We start from the raw sequence: 23508 nt of genomic DNA, 5'->3' as shown, positions 1-23508 counted from the left end.
CTGAAGCGGGCCGTGATCCTCTTGTCCCCCTGACCAGCGGGAATCGAAGAAAGGGCCGTCATGCCAATCGACTTGGCTCCGACGGCCGGCACTGATCCTGCCCGCCCGATCGGCGACGGCGCATCGGTGACAGCCAAACTCCGCGTCGCCATGGTCCTGCCGGGACTGGGGCCTGGCGGCAGCGAAGGTGTGGTCAGTTTCATTGCCAACATCTGGGCCGAGCGCGGCTGGCATGTATCGGTCGTGACACTCGAGGGAGGCTTGGCGCCGGCCTACTATCCGATTGATCCCCGGGTGGATATCCGACGGCTTGATGTCCCGGTCAGACGCAGTCACCTCCTCCGCGCGTTATGGATGGCTGCCAAGCGGGTGCGCCTTCTTCGCCGCGAATTCCAACTGGGATCGCCGGATCTGATCATCAGTTTCCTGACTCGGACCAATGTCCTGACGCTGCTGGCGACAAGGGACCTCGGCATTCCGGTCATCGTTTCGGAGCGCAACAACCCGGAACTCCAAACTGTCGGCCCGACATGGTCCTGGCTTCGTCGGCGGCTCTATCCAAGCGCTTTCGGCCTCGTCACGATGACCAAGGGCGCGATGAATCTCTTTCCACCCAAACTGCGCGCACGCGACTGGGTCATCCCGAACCAGGTCAATCTGCCAACGGACCTCCAGCCCAATCGTGGAAACAAGATCGTCGCCGCTGTCGGTCGCCTGGTCCCCCAGAAAGGCTTCGATCTTCTCCTCGACGCCTTTGCCCGCATCGCGGCCACGCATCCCGACTGGAGCCTAGTCATCTGGGGCGAAGGCCCTGAGCGGAATCGGTTGACGGCGCAGCGCGACAAACTCGGTCTTCGCGATCGGGTGCTGTTTCCCGGCGTGAGCGAACGTCCCGGAGTCTGGATCGAGACGGCGGATGTGTTCGTCCTGTCGTCTCGCTATGAGGGCTGGGGAATCGTCCTGATGGAAGCGATGGCGGCGGGGCTGCCGGTCATTGCCTTTGATTGCCGGTTCGGCCCCGGTGAGATGATCACCGATGGCGAGGATGGGTTGCTGGTGCCGAGTGGCGACGTGGATGCCCTCGCAACCGCGTTCTCACGGCTTATCGGGGACGAGAGCCTGCGCCGGCAACTCGGCGACGGCGCGGCGCATTCGGCCCTGCGGTTCACGAGCGAGCGGATCATGGAGCGATGGGACGAGGTCATCCGGGCGGCCGTTGCGCGCCAAGGGCCCGGTTGAGGCTTCCTCGTTAGCCGCATCGCCTTCCGCCGCCGGCATTGGCGGCGTATCAGCTAGGGTCTCCGATGCGATAGCCCTGTGATAGACGATGATCAAGCCCGACAGGAGGATCGTCGCCATGACGACGTGAGCGATGTTCGCGCCCATGGCTCCAATCAGTGGAATCACCGAGAACGCGGTCACCTGAAAGGCGATCGTCGCCACGAGGACAATCTTCAGGATAGCGGGCTGACGCCCCATGGCGAGAAGGGCTGTTCGAACCGCGCCACCACTCAACAGCATGGCCACGGCCAGCATCTGAACCACCGCCAGAGGCGCCGCTGCGACAAATTTGGGGCCGGCGGTCCAGTAAAGCAGCGGATGGATGAAGAGCGCGGTCAGCGTCAGGACCAACAGTCCGAAGACCAGCAGCATGATCTCCATCTGCAAGATGGTGCTGCGAAATTCCCCCAGGGCTCGCTGCGCCCAGAGCCGCGCGACGTCGGGATAGAGCACCGCCTGCACCTGCACGCCCAGTTGCAGCACCAGTCGGCCCATGCGCTTGGCGATATGGTAGAGCCCGGCCGCCGTCGGATCCGCGAGCATGCCGACCAGCAGTGTATCCAACTCATTGGCGCTGGAGCGCAAGGTGAGCTCGACATTGCTGCCGACAGTGAAGAATACCAGCCCCTTGAAGCGCTTGGTCACGCCGCGCAGCGGCGCGGTTGCCAAACTATGTACGCCCTGCCGTCGCAATTCCATGAAGGCGAAGAAAAGCAGCGACAGAGCCCCGATGATCTGGGTCACGGTCCAGACGATGACGAAATAGAGCAGATCAGACCCAAGCATCAGGCCGATAGTACAAAGCGAAAGACGCACGAGACTGCCCACCAGCGTCCCGTAGGCCACCAGCCGGAACCGCCCCGCCAGTCGGATGACGGCCGTCGGCAATCCGTTGATCTGGAACAGCAGCACCGTCGAATAGATCAACACCTGCTGAAGCGCTTCATCGCTGATACCCATCAGCGGTCCAAAAAGCAGCGCCAGTCCGATCGAAACAAGATAGGCCATCACCGCCGCCGACATGTCGACGACGAGACCGAATTTGAGCAGCGAACGGTAGTCGTCCCGATGCTCGGGTCCTTGCAGTTCAGCGCCGTATTTGATCAGCGGCTGCCAGGACTGGAACGAGATGAGCCGCTCGACCGCCCTGGTGTAGCTGTAGGTCAAGGCGAGCACGCCGTATTCAGTCGGGCCGAGCGCGCGCGCCGTGACGACGAAGGCCAGCATGCCGATCAGCGAACCGAAGAGATTGCCGGTCAGAAGATGGCCGATATTGAGGAGTCGGGTGCGCATTGCCCCCTTCGCCTGCCAGAACCGGCGGGCGCGATGGCCAAGCTTTCGAACGATGCCGGCTGGTGTCACGAGATGTCCTCGACTTGAGGGAGCGTCTCCGTCGTCCTAAGGCGCGCGATCTACGAAATAGGTATTCGGCCGGCCGCATCAGTCGGGAAAGGCCTTACACGCCCCATTCCAACGGACTGAAATCGTTCCAGGCAGACGTCGAGTTCGTCGAGGCTTGCGATCCGGGCATGGGCTTCATGCGCCGCATCCGGTGCATCGACATGGTGGACACGCTCGGCGCGCTCGATCTGCACGGTCCACCAGCCACGCGACCGGGGCGCCACGAAATCCTTGAGCGGGTTGTCGGCGACATAGACGAACGGCAGGCCATAGGATGCGGCCCAGGCCTCGACCCGCTCAAAGGCAAGCGGATGCGGCTTGCCCCGTCCCGGCCCGAGCGATCCGGTGCAGACGATGAAGTCGAGGCGCTGGTCCAGACCGAGCGCCCGCACCTTGGCTTGTTGCGTGGCGGTCGGGCCGTCCGTGATCAGGGCGGTCGGTATCGAGCCATCCCGCCCGGCGAGATAGCGCGCGGCATCGGCCGCGAGCGCGATGCTTGGTTCGTGCGTCCGGTAGATATCGACCAGTCGCGCCACCAGCGACGGATCGCTCGCAACGCCCAGACGATCGAGTGCTTCATCGAACAGGTGCGTCCGCAGTCCCGCATCAAAGAGGATGCGGCAAGCCTCGGCGAGCCCCGGCACGCCGGCCTGGCGATGCAGCCAAGCGTCGGCGGCCGCGAAGCCGCTGCGCACAAAATCTCGCTCCAGATAGAGCGTGTCGTCGAGATCGAAGACGATCAGCATGGGCGTTACCATCTCTGTCTCCCTTCATCCCTCGAAGATCGCGGCGTCGTATCGCAGCATCAGCACCCCGGCGCGCCAGTCATCGTGCGCGGTCGAAGGCAGCGCAGCTACTTCCTCGAGCAACCAGCGCGCATATTCGGCTCCCGCATGGTGGGCGAGCGGATAGCCGCCGCCGAAGCGCGCGTTGACTTCGAACACGCGCGGCCCCGTCTCCCTGTCGACAATGACCTGGAAGCAGAGAACGCCCCGCGCCTCGGGCAGGGCCCGCGCTACGCCCTCGGCAAGGCTGCGGAACATCGGATCGCGCTCCGTGCGGCCCTTCTCGACTTCCCCCGCCCTCACCCGCAGCCGCCGATGGGCCACGGCACTGCGCATCACGCCAGCCTGATCGACAAACAGGTTCACCGTGAATTCTGGCCCCACCAGCAGTTGCTGCAACACCATGGGTTCGTCAGCCGCGTCGGGCAGATCGTCCGGACCGTTGACGATCCGGATGCCACGGCTCGCGCTGCCGGCCGATGGCTTCAAAAAGGCCGGCCCATTCGACAACTCCGTCGCAACGCGGCCGACCTCGAACGGCACGGTCCACGGCACCGGGACGCCGGCTGCCCCCAGCACTTCGGCTGTCCTGAGCTTGTCGCGCGCCAGGTCGATCACGCAGGGTGGGCTGACATGAACGCGCGCGCCGAGCGCCTCGAACCGGTCCAGCGAGGCCGCCAGCGGCGTGAGTTCCGGATCGATCGTCGGCACCACCAGATCGACTTTATGATTACGCACGATCTCGATCATGGCGTCGACGAAGGCCGGGTCGCCATAGGGCGGCACCGCAAAGGCGCCGTCCGCCGCGCTGCAGGCCGCGCTCATGCCAGGATCCATGTCGCAGGCCAGGACATCGAGCGAGATGCCGGCCGTCGCCGCCGACTGGCGAAAGCATTCGATCAGCCCGACGCGCCTGCCTGCCGACGAAATCAGGATGGTGAGATGCTTCATGCCGATCCTATTCCGCCGCCTCACGGCGCAACCCGCCGCTGGCCGGACTCGTCGCGGATTCGTCCGTCGCGACCTTCATCACCTTGACGACCGCCTCCGCCACCCGCTGCATCGCGGCGGCGTCCTGACAGGGGTCCACCAGGAAGGCGAGGCTGTTCTCACCGAGCGCCGCGGCGACGGGAAGCGGTTCGCCCGGGCCAAATCCATGCTCGACGAAGGCACTCTCCCGATAGATCTCCGGGCAACTACCGGTGAAACAGGCGACGCCTTCAGCCACGACCGCAGCCAGGATACGATCGCGATCCCAGCCGCGCTTCAACTGCTCAGGCCGCACGAACGTGTAGAAGCGATACCAGGCGTGACGGATATCGGCTGGCGGAATGGGCGTCCTCAGCCCAGGAACGTCCTTGAAAGCCTGCATCAGAATGGCGGCATTCCGCGTTCGCTGGTCATGCCAGCCGGCAAGTCGGGTCAACTGCCGCAATCCGATCGCAGCCTCGATTTCCGTCATCCGGTAGTTGGAACCGAAGCTCTCATGCAGCCAGCGGAAGCCCGGCGCCGTCGCCGGCTGGAAGACCGTCTCGTGGTTTTTGCCATGGTCCTTCCGGCTCCAGGCCCGGTTCCAGAGGCGGTCGTCGTCCATCGCCAATAGGCCGCCCTCACCGCCCGTCGTGATGATCTTGTCCTGGCAGAAGGAAAAGGCCGCGATATCGCCGAAACTGCCGACCGGCCGACCGGCGATTTCGGCTCCGTGAGCCTGCGCGCAATCCTCGATGACGACCAAGCCACGTTCGCGCGCCAGACGCAGGATAGCCTCCATGTCGGCCGGCCAGCCCGCGAGATGCACGACAATCACCGCCCGGGTTCGCGGCGTCAGCACGGCTGCGATCGTCTCGGCAGTCATGGCCTGACTATCCGGATCAACGTCGGCGAACACCGGAATGCCGGCAGCCATCGGCACACAGGCGGCCGAGGCGACGAAGCTGCGCGGGGTGACGACCACCTCGTCGCCCGGCTGAAGTCCGATGGCATGGAGCGCGACGTCGAGTGCGACCGTGCCATTGGCGAGCGCAATCGCATGGCGGCGGCCAATCCTTTCGGCATAGGCCTGTTCGAAGGCGCCAACCTTGTTGCCGGTCCAGGCATTGACCTTGCCCGACCGCAGCACGGCGACAACGTCTTCGATCTGTTCCTCGTCATAATGGGGCCAACGATTCACGACGGACCTCCTCGGGCGTTCGGCTCAGGCGCGGATCACATGTCTCACGAGAACAAAGGCTTCGGCGGCGCGGCAATGGACGGAGGCGCCGCGCAGCATGGCGAGGGCGTTCAGCGCCTCGACCGAGCGCTCATGTGGAAAAGGGCGGAGCTGCGAGGCGAACATCTGCATCGCCTCCAGCTTCGCGGTTAGCGTTTCGTTAACGTCGATGAAGACATTCGGCAGGAAACCGGGCGTCACATAGGGCGCGTTCCAGTTGGTCTCCGACAGCGTCTCATAGGCGAGGATCGTCGCCGGGAATTCCGCCTGATGCGGACGCGCCGCCACCATGGCCGAAAGAAAGGTCAACTGGTGGTCGGCATGGATGTCGCCGACGAACGGAATGATCAGCGTGGTCGGATTGATCTCCTGGACGACCTTGCGCAGCGCGGCGTTCAACTGGGAGTGCGGCGTATCGAAGAGCTGTGCCGCGGGCTGGCCCAGCCAGAGTGTCTGGCGAACACCGAGCAGCGCGTGGGCGCGCGCCGCCTCCCCCTGGACCCTCGCGACATCGGCCGCCGAAAAGTCCGGCGGCTGGCCGGTGGTGACCACGGCCACGACCACCTCGAGCCCGGCCCTGGCGAGGCGCGCCATGGTTCCGCCCGCCCCGAGGATTTCATCGTCGGGATGTGGCGCGATCACCAGCGTGCGCCCGAAACTTTCCAGGGATCCCGTCATGCGAGGTTTGCTCCGAGCTTGGAATGAAGGCGGGGTCGATCGACGGAGCCGCCGTCACGCCGCCAAGCGGTGACGTCGATCGCCTCGCCGTCGCCGCAGCGAACCGCGAAACCAGCCGATGTGTGAATCTGGACCTGACCGGGCAGGCCGATATAGCGATGCGAATCCGCGAAAAGGGTCGCCGCGTCGACGATGAGCCGCTGGCCGTCCGCGGTCGTGAACGCTCCCGGATAGGGATCGCCGACCGCCCGGATCAGGCGCAGCACCGTCTCGGCCGGCGCGCACCAGTCGATCCGGCCATCCTCCGGCGTCCGCTTGGCGCAATAGGTCGCGCGGGCGTGGTCCTGCTCGATCCGGGCCGCCTCGCCCCTGGCGACAAGCCCGACTGCCCTTGGCAATAGCCGCGCCAGCGCCCCCGTCTGCTTGTCATAAAGGCCGCGCGCGGTTTCCTCGTCGGCGACCGGGATCGCTTCCTGAAGGAGGATCGGCCCGGAATCGACACCGGCATCGAGCCAGAACAGCGTCGCGGCCGTCTCCCTCTCCCCCCGCAGGATGGTCCAGGGGATGACGGCGCGCCCGCGCATATGCGGCAACGCCGCGGGGTGGAAGCCGATATTGCCGATCCGGGCGACCGACATGAATTCGCTGCGACAGACCTGCGACCAGCCGATAACCAGCGTGAGATCCGTCTCGAAGGCCCGCAGCGCTTCGATCGTCTCGGGGGCGTTGATATCGACCGTATGCACGAGCGCGCTGCCGCCCGCCGTGGCGAGCGGTGCGAGATCGTCATAGTCGGAGTGCCGGCGGGCGGCCATTGGCGGCAGGGTGATCACGAGGCCCGGCGCCAGACCGGCATCAAGGAGAGACCGGAGCGCAATCGCCGAGCCTTCGACCGCGCCGATGAAGGCGACCTTCATGTCCGCCGCTCCCCATTTGGAGGGAGATTGGCAGCGGGACCTGTTGACCGGGCGGCGAGATACGCCTCGGCCAGCGCCAGTGGCTGCGTCCGCACCCGCTCACCGCCCAGCAGGGTGACCACGGTCAGGAACAGGATGCGTGCGTCGAGCGAAGCCGAGCGATGCTCGACATACCAGATGTCGAGCGCCAGCTTCTCGGAATTGGTGAGACGGGTATTGCCGTTCACCTGCGCCCAGCCAGTGAGGCCCGGCCGCACCCGGCAGCGCACCTCGCCCAGGCTGCCGAACGAGGCAATCGTCTCGGGCTTGAGCGGTCGTGGTCCGATGAAGTTCATGTCACCGGCAAGGATCGCCAGAAGCTGGGGAATCTCGTCAAGCCGGGCGCGACGAATCCACCTTGTGATCGGCGTCTCGCGCTGGCGATCCGGCAAGGGCAGCCCATCGGCATCGCGCCGGTCGTGCATCGTGCGAAACTTGACCAGAACAAACGGACGCAGGGTAAGGCCGCTTCGCTCCTGTCGGAACAGCAGCGGCCGGCCGAGCGCAACCCAGACCAGACTTGCGGTCAGCAGCGCCGGCAGCGCGACGACCAGCAGAGCCAGCAGCGCGACGGCGCGTTGGAACAACGCCGGCGCCGCTACGCGGGCCGCCTGCACTCCAAATTCCTTGTCTGTTCCCGCAAACATCTGGCACCCCATCGGCACTGGATTGGCGGCCCGAAATTCGGGCGGCATGGGCGGTCTGGACGGTTTATTGCGACGGCTGCGCTCCCATGGGCTCGACCCTGGACTGGACGCTCGGCAGGACGGTCGCCAGCGGCGCATTGTCATGTGTGCTGCGAATGCTGACGACAACGACATCGCCCGGCTGAAGCCGCGTCGCCGGTGTCGCCCGCAGGTCGGCATCGCCCTCCGCGGTGCTGCGCCGGACCGTGAAGTCCAGCACGACCTCCCGGTTTGCCGCCATCTCCTGTGCCGACAGCGCGGATAGCAGCATCAGTTGCTCCTCCGACGCCCGGCGCGAACTGATCGCCGTGGCCAACCCGGCGGTGTGCGTCTGCAGATCGATCAGAGCCTGCATATGCCGGGCATGCTCGAGTTCGGCGAGTTGGCGCTTCAGGGTTCCGATCCCGCGCCGACCGTCCGAGAGATCGCTCAGAACCTGCAACTGCCGCGCCTCTTCCATGGTCAGCTGGCGCTCAAGGTTGGACACGTCGGTCAGGGTCTTGATGCCGCGCTTCTGCAGACCCTGCCCGCGCTCCAGATCGGCCCGGCTGAATTCGATCGTTTGCGTGACCTTCCCTGACAGTTCCTGCAGCAGATCCTGCCCGCGCACGGCTTCGGCGATCCCCTCGACCAGAATGGCCTGCTGCGCCGCGAAGCCCTGACGATCACTCTGCAGGATCCGAAGCTCGACGGCCCGCATCGTTTCCGCCACCGGACCTTTCATGTAGGCGCGCGCCGATACGGGGATGTCGTTGTCCTGGATCACCTCGCGATCGGCCAGCAGCGCGGTCAGGCGCCCGATGGCCAGTCCCTCGCGGATGATGGTGGTCTCGATCGCTTCGAGTTCGCCATGCAGCCGGGAGCGGGCAAGGATCGGATCCTCGACATTGGCGGCGGTGATCTGGCCGCCGGCGAGGCCCATCGCCTTCTCCACGGTCAGATCGGCCTGGAAGGGAAATGTCCCCGGCTGGCGCACATCGCCGATCACGAAGACCGGGCGATAGGCGGCAACCGACAGTCCGATCTTCGGCGTGACGAAGATCTTGCGCTCGATATAGCGCGCATTGAGATGGTCCAGCGCGGCGGCGACGGTGAGCCCGGCGACAGAGACGGAGCCGAGATAGGGAGCTTGCATCGACCCATCCGAGGCGATCAGCAGATCAACCGGCTCCTTGTCATCGTCCAGAATGTCGAATTTGAGCGTGTCACCGGGCGCAAGAAGCAGGTCCGCCCCAAGCGACCGACCCGAATTGGCAGCAGCCAGCGCTGGCGCGCCAAGCAACACGGCCAAGCATATGGACCACAATATTGTCCATAATCGATTTCTTTCAGCCAACGTCAACATGACAACACCTTCAGACATCAATACATCTGAAATAAATTCTCGATATCGAGCTACGATATACTTAATATAGGATGATACAATTTCAATTCATGTTATTATCCCCGCAATAGCGAGAAGAAGATCTGCATTCCGGGGCAACAGGCAGCGGGTCAGCGAGGCTTGACCGGCATGACGCGGAGGCGAGACGCCCATGGTTCAACATGCCGGTTCGCGTGCCTTCCGGAACGCCACGGTCCAACGCATGACCATTGCCGTCGTCTGCAGCTACACCGTTTCGCTGGTGAATTTCCGCTACCGCCTTCTGGCGGCGATGGTGGAGAACGGCCACGAGGTCGTGGCCTTCGGTCCAGAAGACGACGCACCGACGATCGAGGCGCTCGCCGCGATCGGGGTCCGTTTCGTGCAAATTCCGATGGCAAGGGCGGGCCTCAATCCGCTGGAGGACCTGCGGACGCTCGCCGCCCTGTATCGCGAATTGCGCCGCCTCTCGCCCGATCTGATCCTCTGCTACACCATGAAGCCGATCGTTTATGGCCTGATCGCCGCGCGACTGGCCGGCATCAAGCAACGTCACGCGCTGGTAACCGGGCTCGGCTATGTGTTCAGCGGCGATGAAACCAACCCTCGCCTGCCCCACACCCGCCGGCTTGCAACCTGGCTCTACCGGATCGCGCTGCGCGGCAACGGCCGCGTCTTCGTCTACAATCAGGCCGATGCCGACGACATCCTCGCCGGTCGCATGGTCCGCGATCCCGCGCGCATCCTTGCCGTTCCCGGCTCGGGCGTCGATCTCCAGCGCTACCCCGCGTCCGGGGTTCCGGAAGGCCCGCCGGTATTCCTGATGGTGACGCGCCTGCTCCGCGAGAAGGGAGCGCGCGAATTCGTCGAAGCCGCCCGCCGGCTGCGCCCGCGGCATCCGCAGACCCGGTTCCAGATTCTCGGTCCGCTGGACCCCGGCCCGCTGGCGATCCCGCGCGATGAAATCGATCGATGGGTGGCAGACGGTGCCATCGAGTATCTCGGCGAGACGGCAGACGTGCGCCCCTATCTCGCCGCCAGCACCGTCTTCGTCCTGCCATCCTACTATCGCGAGGGTCTTCCACGCAGCATTCTGGAAGCCCTGGCAACCGGCCGCGCGGTGATCACCGCCGACATGCCGGGCTGTCGCGACGCCATCGTCGAAGGCGAAAACGGCTTTCTCGTCCCGCCCCGCGATCCCGAGGCTCTCGCAGCCGCCATGCAGCGCTTCATCGACGATCCAACCCTGGCCAAGACGATGGGCAGGTGCTCGCTGGAGATCGCGCGCCAACGCTTCGATGTCGAGGCGGTCAATCGCATTCTCCTCACGGAGATGGAGCTGGTACCGTCGACACTGGACTGAAGCTGCGGGCACGCTTTCCTCCCCTGGCCGCCACGGCCGCTCGTCAAACCTCGAGATAGTCCCGCGCCTGTCGCGGATGGTTCATCGCCCCGAGCGATTCCTGCCCGGGCTGTGCATGCGCCTCGACTCCGTTCAGGACCGTCCCGATCAGCGGCGCGTGGTTGATCTGCAGGCGCGAGACGGCGTTCGTCAGTTCCTGTTCCGTGGTGTGGCCGAAGCGAACAACGAGCAGGACAGCATCAACGAAGGGCAGCAGCCAGTTGGCGTCCTCGAGGATCAGCACCGGCGCGCAATGGATGACGATCATGTCGTAGGAAACACGCAGTTCCTCGATCACCCGGCGCATGTCTTCGGAACGAATCCGCAAATCGGCATGGCCGCCATAGGGCGCTTCGAAGGCAGCGATCACGTCCAGCCCGGGGACCTCGGCGATCGGCCGCACCGCCCCGGCGAGCTTGCAAGAACCGGCGAGCACATCGCCCAGATCATGGCCGGAAGCGCCGGCCGGGATGCCCGAAACCTCGGCGCCCGGCGGATCGAAGTCGATGAGGACGGTTCTGAGGCCGTCATGCGCCGCTGAATAGGCAAAGCCCAATGCGACATCGGCCGACCCGTCCTTGGGGAGCGGCGACGCGAAAAGAATAGTGGGCTTGGCGACCGGGAGCCGGATGCGGCAGGCGAGATAGAGCGCGCGCAGGGCCTCAGTATAGAGGGAGCGCGGCCCCTCCAAAAGATGCGCCAGGAACGGCGTGCGCTGCCGGAACCAATGGCGGGCCACCTTCGGGATGCTTGCCAGATTGGGAATTCCGGCAATCTGGAAGATGCGCTGGCCCGACCGGATCCGCATGTCGATCGCCTCGATCATGATGGCGAGCAGGATGGACAGGACGGTCGCCCCGACGACGCCGCCGGCGAAGATCCGGCTTCTCTGCGGGAAGGAAGGCTCCGTCGGCACGGCGGCGACCGACACCACCCGGGCGCTCGGCTTGGCCACCTCGGCATAGGGATCCAGGCTGCCCAGACGCCCGACCACGATATCGTGCAGCTTCTGGTCGGCCAGCAGGTCGCGCTCCAATTCGCGCAGCCGGATCTCCGCCAGGCTGCGTTGCCGCAACGTACCCCGCAATTCGGAAATCTGCGCCTCGAGCTGTTGCACGCGATCGGAGGTGATCGCCTCCTCCCCCGACATCTCATCGACGATGTGACGGATCTCGCGCGTGATCATGGCGTCGACACTGCCGAGTTCGGCATCGGCCTTGAGCACCTGCGGATGGTTGACGCCGAGGTTCGACGCATATTGTGCGCGCTCACGCATGAGCGTGGCCTTGTTGTCCCGCAGGGAAACCAGCAGCGGCGAGGTCAGCGTCGTTCCATCGAGGTCCGCGTTGCCCACCAGCACGATGCGCCCCTGATCGCGGCGCGCGCGAACGCCTGCCAGCTCGACCCGCGCCGCCGTAAGCTGGGTGTTCATGCCATCAATACGCTGGCGTAGTATGTCGTCGCGCGCGTCGGAGGCGAGTTCGTTGACCCGGCTGAACTCGGTGATCTCGCGTTCGTTCTGGGCGATGCGCGCGGCAACCTGGGCGGCACGATCGCGCAGGAAGCTGACCGCATCGGTCATCGCCTCCTTCTTCAGGCTGCGCGACCAGTCGACATAGGCATTAGCCACCGTATTGGCGATCGCCGCCGACAGTTCCGGATCGGCGCTGCTGACATGGACAGACACGGCAAGGCTTTCGCCGCTGCGGGTCACCGACATCCTGGAAAGCAGCACCGTGATGGCCCGGTCGCGCTGGACGGAGAGCGGCGGCATCTTGGCCGGTGGGGGCGAGGTATCGACGCCGAACATCGCGGCCACCGCGTCGAACAGACTGCTGATCACGCCAGCCGGCTTCGCCGCATCGTCGGCGGCCGCCAGATAGGTGTTGAACCACGGGTGCTCGACCAGATTCATTGCGTCCACCACCCGCCCGGCGAAAACGCGCGAGGTGATGATGTCCATCTCGGTCTCCATCGCCGAGCGATCGCGGACCTCTCCCTGCAACTCGCTCACCGCCTCGAGCATCGGCGTGTCGTTGCGTTCCAGCACCAGCGCCGACGTCGCCGTATAGCTGTTGCGCATCGACGCCAGAGCCACGACGAGCAGCATCAAGCAGAGAAGTACGAATGCTATGATGAAGTATTTGTGGCGACGTAGAAGTCCTAACGTCTCGCGCAAACCGATGACGTGCAGAGGACGCGCCGGAGACAGCCCCTCAGGAACAGTTCCAACCGTCGAATTACGGTCGAACTTGATTGCAGAATCCATCACCATTTACCTGCATTTAAATTATTTCGTGATAATACCCTTTAAATATAGAACGCATAGAACTAGCACTCTGGAATCTCGAGTCCGGTAAACTTATGTTTACTGTCCGGGCCTCGAATGTTTCAGCTAGGATCCGAGGATCCTCCGGCGCGCCCAAACGTCCCGATCGGGAGTTCGCATGGATCCGTCTCCTTCCTTTCCGGCCGCCCCTTCGTTCGCCGCCATAACCGCACGTGCGGCGCGGCCATCCGGCCTCGCGGCCAGTCGGTTCGAATTCGTGCTGGCTTGCGCGGTCGTATTCTTCGCGCCGATGAACGTCCTGCGGCTGCCGAGCTTCTACTTCACCGCGAGCGACGCCTTCGCCTGCCTCTGCCTCGGCTTCATGGTCCTGAACCGCTCGATCCATCTGAAGCCGCTGGGGCCGGGAACGGCCTATTGGCTGTTCGGCCTCGCGCTGATGATCGGCGCCCTTCTGGCCAGCAGCCTGCTGGCAGGGGCCGTCGATCGCGGCCTCATCCTGTCGATGCAGTATCTGTTCGCCTATTTCCTGCTGCCCATCATCCTGCTGGCGCGCCCCTGGCCGCAGACGACGATCCTGATGAAGGTCTTTGTCGCCTCGATCGTCGTGATGATCCTGCACGGCATCTACGTCGTCGATTTCGTGGGCGTCACGAACAGCACCTTCGTCAGCGGCAATGGCCGCCTGTTGGGCTTCGTCGAGCGGGCCAATGAATGCGGCAGCCTGATCGCCCTGACGGTACCGATGATCCTGTCGATGGCCGCCATGCGCACGATGCATCCGCTGATCGCGCTCGCGATCCTGCCGCTCGTCGCCTATGGCATCATGCTGACCGGCTCGAACACCGCCCTCTACGCCATGCTCTATGGCCTCGGCGTCTTCTTCCTCGCCACGCTCACTCCGCTGCGTGCCGTCGTCGGCGTCACGGCCATCTTGCTCCTGTGGTCCGCGCCAAACCTGCCGGTCATTAGCGACCACCTGCCGGCCGTGTTCCAGAAGCGCGTGCTGACGGGGCTCGAGACGGGCAATCTGAACGAAGCCGGCACCTTTGTCGGCCGCATGCAGCTGAACCAGGAGGCAGTACGCCTCGGGGGCGAGGCGCTGCTGGTCGGCCATGGCGCCGACCAGTATCGCGAAATCAGCGAATGGCACGCCCCGGTCCACAATCTCTATCTGCTGATATGGAACGAGGGTGGCCTGATCGCCTTGGCCGGCTTCCTGATCATGCTGACCGGCGGCGTCATCGCGCTGGCGATCCCGTTGCGCTATCGCGGCGGCCGACCTGTCTTTGTCTGCGGCTTCGCGACGCTCAGTCTCTTCGCGATCCTCATCAACGCCGTGCCGCATGTCTATGGCCGCTTCTGGGCGGTTCCAATTCTCCTGTCCCTCGCTCCCGCCATCACCTTCCTGAACGAAGGGCCGACATGGCAGCGCAAATCGACCGCGCGACGGAGCTGACCGGAAGCCCGGATCGCGTTTGCCCCCCGACAGCCTCGGATCAATGTGTCGGGCCATCACCTGACCTCACGGAACGCATGCCGGCGCCATCGCCCGCCAGCTCATGGAGATATTCCTCAAGATTGGTCCACCCATCGCCGTCCCGGTCCAGCTGACCGTCGCCCGGATCGGCAGAATTGAGGCCCCTCGCCGTTTCCCAGGCGTCGGCCATGCCATCCTCATCCTTGTCGGGCGGCGGCGTCGCGGCGGCGAGTGTCGGCCAGCCGCCGACTTTTTCGGGGCTAGCCTTGAGCAGCCGTCCCGACCGCGTCCGGACCGCTTCGACGATCCTCAGATCGACGGCATCCCGCGCCGGCCGCGTCGCGCCCGCTTCCGCAAGGACGTCGTCATAGGCCTGGCGTGGCGGGCTGGCCCGGACAGCCTGAACGTCGAAGGGGGTCGGCACCAGAAAGTCCCGCCACGGCTCCGCGATGACCTGATCCTCAGCCGTCGCATCATCGGGCCGGTAGGTCTCGTCGAGATTGTCGGCGACGTAGATCGAGAAGCCGTGCCCGCCCTCCGGGAAGAGATAAACGAGATGGTCGTCCATCGCCCGTTTTCCCTGGATCTTGTAGTTGCCGACCACATTGGCCCGCACCTTGGTCCAGCGGTCGCTGAAGCTGATCACATAGTCCCAGATCGGCGAATACAGCACGTTGTTGACCACGTCGGCCGTACCGCCGCGATCGCTCAGCTGGAACTGCGGATTGCGGAATTTGCCCAAGGCGAAGAGGTTGTGATGGACGGATATGTTGCCGCCCTTCGTCATCAGCATGTTGCGCGCGCGGTTGCGTTTTCCCGGGCCGCCATCGAGCAGCGGCTCGGAGATGATCCCCCACTGGAAGGTGATATTGCTGGCGCCTTCGGAATCGACGGTCTCGTCCGAGCCCCAGCTCGCTGAAACATGATCGACGATGATGTCGGTCGCGTCCTTGCCATAGAAGCCGAGCGCGCCCGAACAGCAGGCCTTGACGGCATGCGGCCCCGGTCGGAGCCGAAGGTGCCGGATGATCACGTCATGGGTGTCGATTTCGAGGGACGGGCGGATCTGCTTCGGTCCATTGCGGATCGCGATCCCCTCGCCCGGCGCCGTCTCGCCGGCAATGGTCAGGAACGGGTTGAGCACCACGAGCGAACCATAGTCGAGCGTGATGGTGCCACTGGTGCGGAAGATGCACGTTCGCGGCCCTTCCGCGCCGATGCAGGCCCGGAGCGATCCGACGCCGCGATCCGCCGTGGTGGTTACGAAGATTGCCCGGCCGCCCCGCCCGCCGATGGCGCCGGCGCCAAACCCCTCGGCCGTTGGAAAGGCGCGCTGGCGTCCGTTCGGCAGTTTTGGCGGGATCGGAATATTGGAGCCGACATCGGTGCTCGGCGGCGAATCCAGTTGGGCGACCCAGCGCGGGATCATCACGGCCAGTTGTCCCTTGGTCGAAAACAGCATGATCGCGACCAGAGCCAACCCGGCGGCAATTCCCAGACGCTTGGCATCACGGAGCGATCGGGTCCGGTTCATGACGCCCCCCGCCGTTCCGCCGCGCCCGCATCGCCGACGACCAGGGCCTCGATTTCAGAGCCCTTGCCGACCCGCGCCAGCACCCTGAAGCTCCCCGCTTCCCCCAGCTCGAACAGGGTGCCGTCATGCTGCGCGCCCCCGGTTTTCACGACCAGCAGCAGCGCGCCCGGCCCTCGGCAATAGGCACGGATGTTGGCGATCGCCACGCGCAGCCTGTCGGGCTTGAAGTAGCCGAGATTGAGGATGTTGGCCGCCCGGATGAAATCGAACCGCGCCTCGAAGGCCGGCTCCGGCACGAAGATGTCGTTCTCGACGAGCCGGATCGGCCGACCGCTCAAGGCCCGGCTCTCCATTCTCACCGATTGCGACGCTCCCGCCGCGATCTGTCGGCGCAGGCGCGGGCGCAGGAGCGAGCGGGCCAGCAATCGGGGCAGGACAGCGAGCGTGACATAGTCGAGCCGCCGCACCCAGGCGCGGATACCGACCCCGGCGACGCCATATTGTAGCGGCCAGCCATCCGGATCCGAGAGTACGTGGATACCCGGCGCGAGATCGACCAGATGCGCCTCGATGAACAGATCCGTTCCGATGACATGCGGAGCAGCCCCTTGCGCGCGCAGGAAATCGGCGAGCTCGACCGTCGTCAGGCCGGTCGACGCGCCGATATCGAGCACGGTGCAGGGACCTTTCACGCGCTCCCGAAGGATCGGGCCGAACACAGCCTCAAGCATCGCGAACCGAGACGGCCGGGTAAGCTTGAAGGTGCCGTTCCGCATCTTCAGGTTCGAAAAATACTCACACTCCAGGGCGAGGTCAGCCTCCATGGAGCGATCTGCCTCCTTGGCGCGACCCGCCTGGAATCCGCGATCGAGCCGCGATCCAGGAGGCGAAAAGAAGCGTTTCGCTGTCAACGTCATGATCGGCGAGCTCCGGGCACAATCATCCGGCACCTCTCAACCCTGTCCAATGAACAAGTCATAGTGACGCGCGACCTGCGGCAGGGAGTAGTTCTCGTCTACCCGGCGCCGGGCGGCGTTTGAAAGGCCGACATAGGCGTGGAGGTCGATGTCGAGCATCCTGCACATGCCCTCCGCCAGGGCGTTCGCGTCGCCGGGCGGGACGACCAGTCCGGTGTCGCCGACCACCGCGGCGGCCTCCCCGACATCGGTCGTGATCACCGGCCTGCCATAGCTCATCGCCTCGGCCACCACATTGGGAAAGCCTTCCGTGCGGGAGGACAGGACCAGCACGTCAATACTGCGATAAAAGGCATCCATATCCGTGACTTCGCCGCGAAGCTTGATGGCCGAATCCGGCAAACCGGACTCGGCGATCATGCTCCGCACCGTGGCGTTATCGTCGCAAAGGCCGGCGCCCACCGCCAGGAAACGGGTCGCCGGATGCCGCCGCTGAACCAGCGCGGCGGCTCGGAAGAACGTTGCGTGATCCTTCTGTCGATGCAGTCGCGCCGCGATACCGAATACCTGGGGCACCCGGCAGGCCGGCTGAATCGCAACGGGCTCGAACCCGTTCGGGATCACCTCCATGTTCTGGTTGCTGAAGCCGAAGCTGCGATGGTGCTCCAAGGCGCGCGAGGAATTGAAGATGATCCCATCCGGCATCCGGGAGAGCAGTCGGGCGAGACGAACCGCCTGTCGCGTGTTCCATGACAGCGCCGAAGGATCATCGAGCGACTGGCGCACGTTCCAGAACACCGGCACGCGGTGGCCGGAGAGCCTGGCTGCCAGCACGCCCGCGATCATGGCGTGATACATCCAGCACAGGATGACCCGTGGCCGCTCGCGGGCGATCAGTCGCGAAAGCCGGGTGATCGCCGGCAGCGCACCGGTGATCGAGTTGACCCGCAGCGGCACATAGCGGATCGAACCGCCAGCGAGATCCCGATGACTGTCCGAGATGTCGATAAGCGAAGCCACAACAGCCGGCTCGGTCGACACGCGGAGCAGCCTGGACAGCATAGCCTCGGCGCCGGCGTTCGCCGTGTAGTTTGTAATGACATGCATTATCATACTACAGATCGCTCCCACCATTCATTTGCACTGACGCCTGAAACAAGCATCAGCGGCAATAAATTGACGCCGATCACGATTTGATGAAAAAGTCATTCTAATATTGAAATATATAGACTCCGGACTTTTTTTCAGGCACAGGAAACGGAGCGGGGTCACACGGATCCATCTGGACGATGGCGATCTGCCAGGGACTACTTCTACAACTCAAGTATAGTTAGAAATTAAACCTGAGCGTGGGTAGTAGCATAGTCCGCCTGGTGCGTAGTCTGGGAGGATTAAAAGCCTGACACGCGCCGCCGTATCTCCTGACGAAGCAACTTTCCGTCGTTCCACTCCAAACGCATCGCTCCGTTCAGGTCGATTTTACCCGTTTGACGGCCTAGCCGGGAGATTCCCGTCAAGTCGGGCAAGCCCGCTTTTGCGGGCCGCCCGCAGCCTGCAACCCGGGCAGGCGCGAGCCAAGCCGTATCGACACAACCAATAATGCAATCAGCCGATACAATACAACCGCAGATCAGCAATAAAAGTCGCACGTAGATACAATTGTATTCACAAACCGTGACTCAGATCGACAAGTGTCGATGTCAAAAGCACGATCCTTGGCAAGGAATTGCTTGAGACATACAATCTAAGCATGATGATAGATAAGACGCATCGATAAGACATCCATACGAACTAGCGGTTAAGTTCTCACGTTTGGTTGAAACGACACCACTTTGACCTGTAAATTATTCATGCTATCTCAAACAGCATGCGAAGCACCGTCTTCGATTTCGGCGGTAGCATATGGGGCAGATGGGGTTTTCCCGGCGTCCACGGAATGAGGGTTTTCACCTTACGTTCCTCCCCTCTTCAGCGTGAAGTATACATTTAAGGGGATCATATGATGACATTGCTACCAGATATTGCAGCCGGAGATGATTCAGGAATATTGCCTTCTATTTCATCTTTTACTGATCAAAATTTAGACATAGAACTCATTGGTGTAGTCGGTGGCGCCGCGCGAGAGAATAGCGCTTGCCTAGACAGCATTGCATTGCGTAGCTCGCTCGATATTGCGAACTCGCCCCACGCAGCATCGATAAATCAGAATAAAATAAATTCTGGCGGCTCTTCGATAAGTTCAAAGTGGGCAAGTATTTACGGCCAGATACCGAGCGCTTTGCCCGCGATAGAGCGCTCGCGCCTAACCAATTGGGAAATCGTCGAACGAGAGCGCCAGAGGTTTTCGCGAGATATTCATGACGTTTCCGGCCAATACATTGTCTCGATGCTATTCCGGCTGGCGGCGCTGGAGCGGAACGTCACCGATCTGCGGCTCCTGTCACAGTTTGCCGATCTGCGCGAGACGCTGACCCATTTCAGCGAAGAGCTGCAGCAACTCGCAACCGGCGAACGCCCCGGCGTCCCTCCTGGCTATCGCCTCGTGGCGTCGCTCTCCGACCTGATCGGGCGTTGGGAAAACCAGGTCGGGATCACAACCCGGTTTCGGCATCATGGAATGAACCGCCCCGATCTCGACGACCGAACGACCGAGGCCGTGTTTCGGATCGTCCAGGAAGCGCTGACCAACATTGCCAAGCACGCCACCACCGCATCGATGGTGACGATCCGGCTGCGGCTCATGCCGGACTATCTCATGCTGCTGATCGAGGACGACGGCTACGGACCGGGGCCGGCATCGACGACGGAGGCGGCCAACGCGCGCAAACGTTGCGGCATCGCCGGGATGATTCAGCGTGTGACGGAACTCGGCGGCACATTTGCGATCCGTGCCCGGCGCGGATCAAAGGGAACCCGGCTGGTCGCCACGATCCCGCTCTTGGCCCGCCGCGGCCTGCGGCGCTCCGGAGGCGATCCGCAATGACATCGCCAATACGGACAGTGATTGTCGACGACCACCCCGTCGTGCTGGCCGGCGCTCGTGCGCTGATCGAAGCCTCGGATGACATCATCTGCGTCGGCGAAGCCAGTAACGGCGCCGATGCGCTGGAGGTCATCAGCCGGACCATACCGGATGTCTCCGTGCTGGACGTCTCGCTGCCGGACATAAACGGCCTGGTCCTGACCGAGCAGATCATCAAGCGAGGCTATTCTGCGCACGTCGTGATCATGACGCTCTATCATGATCGCAGCTACGTCCAGCAGGCGTTGCAGGTTGGGGCAAAAGGCTTCGTCCAGAAATGCTCGGCCGGTCAGAATATGCTGCTCGCGATCCGCTCGGTCATGCTGGGCGGCCTGTTCTTCGACCCGCCGACGGCGAGTGAAATGACGGTGGCGCCGGCCGAACAGAACGCGGCGATCGCCAGATCGGTCGGTGCCCTGGGGCTTACAGCGCGCGAGCAGGATGTCTTGCGGATGGTGGCGCTCGGCTATTCCAACAAGGAAATCGCGGCGCGCGCCAATATCAGCATCAAGTCGATCGAGACCTACAAGGCGAGAGCCACCGAAAAGCTGAAGCTGCATTCGCGGGCGCAGATCGTTCACTTCGCCGTGACGCATGGCTGGCTGAACGTCACCTGAGATTGATGCGACGCGTGCCGCGGAAGTCGTTCAACTGGCAGTGCTGGCTTCTGAAGCGGCGATAATCCTTGTAAGCGGCGGCGAGACAGCGGAGGCCGAGGTGAGAATTGCGTTCGTCCTCTCCGGGCTCGGCGCGGGCGGTGCGGAAAAGATTGTCAACCTGCTTGCCCATCACCGCAGGCAAAGCGGGGACGCGATCCATATCCTCGCCGTGAATGCCGACGGCCCGGAATCCTATTTCCCATACGATCCCGACATCAAGGTCTCGACGCTGGGTGGTCGTGGACTTGGGAGTCAGGGAAGACGCATCGCGGGTGCCAGCCGGCAGATTATCGCGCTCCGCCGCCGCCTCGCCGAGATTTCCCCCGACCTGGTCATATCCTTCCTGACCAAGATCAACGTGATAGCGGGTCTCGCGACGATCGGCTTCGACACTCCGGTCATCATGTCGGAACGGAACAATTTCAAATCCCAGTCGATGAGCTCGGTCTGGCGGCTCGCCAGCCCCCTCGCCGCGCGCCGCGCCTCCAGGCTCGTGATGCAGACAGCCGATGCCTGCGACGCCCTGCCGCCGGGATTGCGATCGAAGGCCACGATCATCCCGAACCCCGTTGCCTTGCCGGACGGCTTCGCTCCCCTCCCCGGCGATGGAACAAGGGTCGTGGCGGTCGGCCGACTGGAGGAGCAGAAGGGGTTCGATCTGCTTCTCGAGGCTTTCGCGCGTTTCGCCCGTCAGGTGCCCGCCGGCCGCCTGACCATCTTTGGCGAAGGCCCGCAGCGCGCGCCCCTCGAACGACAGGCGCAGGATCTCGGCATCGGCGACAGGGTTCACATGCCAGGCCTTACCAAGCGACCCGGCGACTGGTTGCTCGCCGGCGACATGTTCGTGCTGAGCTCGCGGTTCGAAGGATTTCCGAACGTCCTGCTCGAGGCCATGATGGCAAGCCTCCCCAGCATTGCCTTCGATTGTCCCTGGGGACCGTCCGAGATACTGAGCAGCCCCGATATGGGCGTTCTGGTCCCGGCTGGCGATGTCGACCAGCTTGGTGACGCCATGCTGCGCCTCGCAGGGGACCCGGAGCTGCGACACAGTCTGGGCGCTTCAGGCGCCCGCGTCGCAGCCGCTCGCTACTCGATGCCCTCGTTGCTCGCGAGATGGGACGGCCTGATCGCCGACGCGATCACGGTGCCGGCGACGAAACGGCTTGCCCCGGTCGCCTGAGATAGAGGACCGCGTTGCCGTAGCGATCCCTGATGCCGAGATCCGTAACCCGCTCATAGCCGTTTGCTTCGGCATAGGCGACCATCGGCGCTTCGAGCGTGTCGTCGAAGCCAAGCAGCAGCGCCGCCGGTGGATCGCTGTCAAGCAGGGCGCCGATCCGCGTCGGCGACGTCATGCGATATTGGCCAGCGAGCGCGGGCGGCGTGATGTCACCGGTCCGGTAGGCAAAGGGCCCCGTCGCGAGTTCGGGATAGACCTCCAGCCCGCCCTCAAGCGGATAGATCGGCGCCAGAGTCGCCACCCTGCCATCCGCGCCGGCCTCGGTCATCCGCTCCGCGAGCGCAACCCCGCCGTCATGGACACGCATCACCGTCCAGCGTTCCGGATGAAGCGCCGTGCCGAGATACTGGCCGAAGCGCGGCGCCGCGATCACCAGGGCAATCACGGTCGCCGCGAGAAGCGCCGGCGCGACATGCCGGCGCTCGTTGGAACCGAGCCCTGCGAAAAGGACGGCAAGCGCCAGCGGAATGCAGATCAGCGGCTGCGCGAAATATTGCGGGAAACCCGGCGTCGGGATGAAACTCAAGGCGGCGCTGAAGATCAGTGCGCCGACCACGACCCATGCCGGCCCCATCGTCAGGCCGCGTGTCGCGGGGCGAGCTTCGCCTCCCCCCCAAAGCAGCGTGATGAGCAGTGCCCCCACGGCCACCAGCGCCACGGCGACCCCGGCCGCGAGCCAGATGTCGTGGGCGAGCAGAAGCTTGGCAGCCAGCGTCATCGCCGCCCCCTCATCCGCGACGCCGGGCATCCGCATGTATTGGACATGCGGGCCGGTATGATAGCCGAGCACATGGGCCAGAAAGCGCTGCCGGTCGGTGACGAGATAGAGAAGAACCGGTAACCCGCCGATCGCCCCGCCCAAGGCAAGAGGCGCCACAACGCGCAAACCCCTCTCCTGCACACCGAGCGCCCGCGGCAGCAGGAAGGAAGCGATCACCACCGGCGGAATGAAGGCGACGGCGCTGATCTTGAAACAGACGGCCAGCGACAGGAAGAACCCCGCCCCGGCATACAGCATGGGACGGTCACGCTCGTCCCGCACACCCAGGATGAAGAGCCCCAGCCCGAGAAAAGAGAGCGGCAGCGGCAGCAGGTTGTTCGTCGCCGTCATGCCGGGTTGCGTCAGGAACAGTTCATTGGTCACACTGAGAATGACGATGCACCAGCTGATCAGGCGCGACTGCGTCAGCGCATAACTGATGCCGCCGATCACCGCGATCAGGACCACCCATCCAAGCAGGACGCCGAGGCGCCCGGTCAAAAGAAGATGATCCGACCCGGTCAGCCTGCCGAGGCCATAGAACAGCCAGGCCGAGCCAGGCGTATGGTTATAGAAGAAGTCCCTGTAGATCTCCTGCGTATCGAGCAGGCGGATCGGCGGGACGTAGAGCTGTTCATCCTTGCGCATCTCGTAGTTCAGGATGCGCAGCGCCAGGGCAACGAAGATCAGCGCCGACAGGATCGCGACGCCGGCGCTGAGCAGCAGCGATCCCGATCTTGCTGGATGCTGCACCCTTTGCAGCGGGGAGACTTTCTCAAGATAGGCCATCTCGAAGCTCCGAGCGGAAGGCGTCGTCCCAATCAGGGCAGCGACCGAACGACGGCCGC

The 23508-nt window shown here is 64.0% G+C and carries 18 protein-coding genes and 1 pseudogene; 6 read left to right on the top strand and 13 right to left on the bottom strand.

Annotation, left to right across the window (positions count from 1 at the left end; genetic code table 11):
- Nucleotides 1–150: 150 nt before the first annotated feature.
- Entirely contained in the window at nucleotides 151–1239 is a 1089-nt protein-coding gene (locus OSH12_RS09705) for a glycosyltransferase family 4 protein (protein ID WP_266343368.1), read from the top strand.
- Between the two features lie 66 nt (nucleotides 1240–1305).
- Here OSH12_RS09705 and OSH12_RS09700 read toward each other — a convergent pair.
- From OSH12_RS09700 to OSH12_RS09665, 8 genes and pseudogenes are all read right to left on the bottom strand, one after another.
- Nucleotides 1306–2574, bottom strand: a pseudogene (locus tag OSH12_RS09700) (lipopolysaccharide biosynthesis protein); the annotation flags it as partial.
- 119 nt (nucleotides 2575–2693) lie between these two features.
- Entirely contained in the window at nucleotides 2694–3440 is a 747-nt protein-coding gene (locus OSH12_RS09695; RefSeq protein ID WP_266343309.1) for an HAD family hydrolase, read from the bottom strand.
- 12 nt (nucleotides 3441–3452) lie between these two features.
- Nucleotides 3453–4418, bottom strand: coding sequence for an ATP-grasp domain-containing protein (locus tag OSH12_RS09690; RefSeq protein ID WP_266343308.1), 966 nt, complete (start codon nucleotides 4416–4418; stop codon nucleotides 3453–3455).
- A 7-nt stretch (nucleotides 4419–4425) separates the two neighbouring features.
- Entirely contained in the window at nucleotides 4426–5637 is a 1212-nt protein-coding gene (locus OSH12_RS09685; RefSeq protein WP_266343307.1) for a DegT/DnrJ/EryC1/StrS family aminotransferase, read from the bottom strand.
- Between the two features lie 24 nt (nucleotides 5638–5661).
- A complete protein-coding gene (locus OSH12_RS09680) occupies nucleotides 5662–6354 on the bottom strand; it encodes a PIG-L deacetylase family protein (RefSeq protein ID WP_266343306.1) in 693 nt (230 codons plus the stop codon).
- Nucleotides 6351–7271, bottom strand: coding sequence for a methionyl-tRNA formyltransferase (locus OSH12_RS09675; protein ID WP_266343305.1), 921 nt, complete (start codon nucleotides 7269–7271; stop codon nucleotides 6351–6353). Before OSH12_RS09675 ends, OSH12_RS09680 begins: the two co-directional genes overlap by 4 nt.
- Nucleotides 7268–7957, bottom strand: a complete 690-nt coding sequence (locus tag OSH12_RS09670; protein ID WP_266343304.1) for a sugar transferase — start codon at nucleotides 7955–7957, stop codon at nucleotides 7268–7270. The genes OSH12_RS09675 and OSH12_RS09670 overlap by 4 nt, the downstream gene beginning before the upstream one ends.
- A 64-nt stretch (nucleotides 7958–8021) precedes the next feature.
- On the bottom strand, nucleotides 8022–9281 hold the full coding sequence (locus OSH12_RS09665; protein ID WP_266343367.1) for a polysaccharide biosynthesis/export family protein: 1260 nt from the start codon (nucleotides 9279–9281) through the stop codon (nucleotides 8022–8024).
- Nucleotides 9282–9531: 250 nt separating this feature from the next.
- Here OSH12_RS09665 and OSH12_RS09660 point away from each other — a divergent pair, with 250 nt between their 5' ends.
- A complete protein-coding gene (locus OSH12_RS09660) occupies nucleotides 9532–10722 on the top strand; it encodes a glycosyltransferase family 4 protein (RefSeq protein ID WP_266343303.1) in 1191 nt (396 codons plus the stop codon).
- A 43-nt stretch (nucleotides 10723–10765) separates the two neighbouring features.
- Here OSH12_RS09660 and OSH12_RS09655 read toward each other — a convergent pair whose 3' ends face one another.
- On the bottom strand, nucleotides 10766–13030 hold the full coding sequence (locus OSH12_RS09655) for a GumC family protein (RefSeq protein ID WP_266343302.1): 2265 nt from the start codon (nucleotides 13028–13030) through the stop codon (nucleotides 10766–10768).
- 178 nt (nucleotides 13031–13208) lie between these two features.
- On the opposite strand from OSH12_RS09655, the gene OSH12_RS09650 reads away from it, so the two are divergent.
- Nucleotides 13209–14507 carry an O-antigen ligase family protein gene (locus OSH12_RS09650; RefSeq protein WP_266343301.1) on the top strand — a complete coding sequence of 433 codons (1299 nt, stop codon included), beginning with the start codon at nucleotides 13209–13211 and terminating at the stop codon, nucleotides 14505–14507.
- A 40-nt stretch (nucleotides 14508–14547) separates the two neighbouring features.
- Here OSH12_RS09650 and OSH12_RS09645 read toward each other — a convergent pair whose 3' ends face one another.
- From OSH12_RS09645 to OSH12_RS09635, 3 genes are read right to left on the bottom strand one after another with little or no spacing between them, the layout of a single operon-like run.
- A complete protein-coding gene (locus OSH12_RS09645; protein ID WP_266343300.1) occupies nucleotides 14548–16062 on the bottom strand; it encodes a pectate lyase family protein in 1515 nt (504 codons plus the stop codon).
- Nucleotides 16059–16979: an ATP-binding protein gene (locus OSH12_RS09640; protein ID WP_266343299.1), complete on the bottom strand. Its 921-nt coding sequence runs from the start codon at nucleotides 16977–16979 to the stop codon at nucleotides 16059–16061. Before OSH12_RS09640 ends, OSH12_RS09645 begins: the two co-directional genes overlap by 4 nt.
- 36 nt (nucleotides 16980–17015) lie before the next feature.
- Nucleotides 17016–18086: a glycosyltransferase gene (locus OSH12_RS09635; RefSeq protein ID WP_380223569.1), complete on the bottom strand. Its 1071-nt coding sequence runs from the start codon at nucleotides 18084–18086 to the stop codon at nucleotides 17016–17018.
- A gap of 892 nt (nucleotides 18087–18978) precedes the next feature.
- Here OSH12_RS09635 and OSH12_RS09630 point away from each other — a divergent pair.
- From OSH12_RS09630 to OSH12_RS09620, 3 genes are all read left to right on the top strand, one after another.
- On the top strand, nucleotides 18979–19962 hold the full coding sequence (locus tag OSH12_RS09630; protein WP_266343297.1) for a sensor histidine kinase: 984 nt from the start codon (nucleotides 18979–18981) through the stop codon (nucleotides 19960–19962).
- Nucleotides 19959–20618, top strand: a complete 660-nt coding sequence (locus OSH12_RS09625) for a response regulator transcription factor (RefSeq protein WP_266343296.1) — start codon at nucleotides 19959–19961, stop codon at nucleotides 20616–20618. Before OSH12_RS09630 ends, OSH12_RS09625 begins: the two co-directional genes overlap by 4 nt.
- A gap of 100 nt (nucleotides 20619–20718) precedes the next feature.
- On the top strand, nucleotides 20719–21840 hold the full coding sequence (locus OSH12_RS09620) for a glycosyltransferase family 4 protein (protein ID WP_266343295.1): 1122 nt from the start codon (nucleotides 20719–20721) through the stop codon (nucleotides 21838–21840).
- On the opposite strand, the gene OSH12_RS09615 is transcribed toward OSH12_RS09620, so the two are convergent.
- On the bottom strand, nucleotides 21800–23449 hold the full coding sequence (locus OSH12_RS09615) for a hypothetical protein (RefSeq protein WP_266343294.1): 1650 nt from the start codon (nucleotides 23447–23449) through the stop codon (nucleotides 21800–21802). The genes OSH12_RS09620 and OSH12_RS09615 overlap by 41 nt on opposite strands.
- Nucleotides 23450–23508: the final 59 nt, after the last annotated feature.

This window comes from Kaistia terrae (assembly GCF_026344005.1).
GTDB classification, from domain to species: Bacteria; Pseudomonadota; Alphaproteobacteria; order Rhizobiales; family Kaistiaceae; genus Kaistia; species Kaistia terrae.
This window is presented reverse-complemented; position numbering and strand designations above follow the sequence as displayed.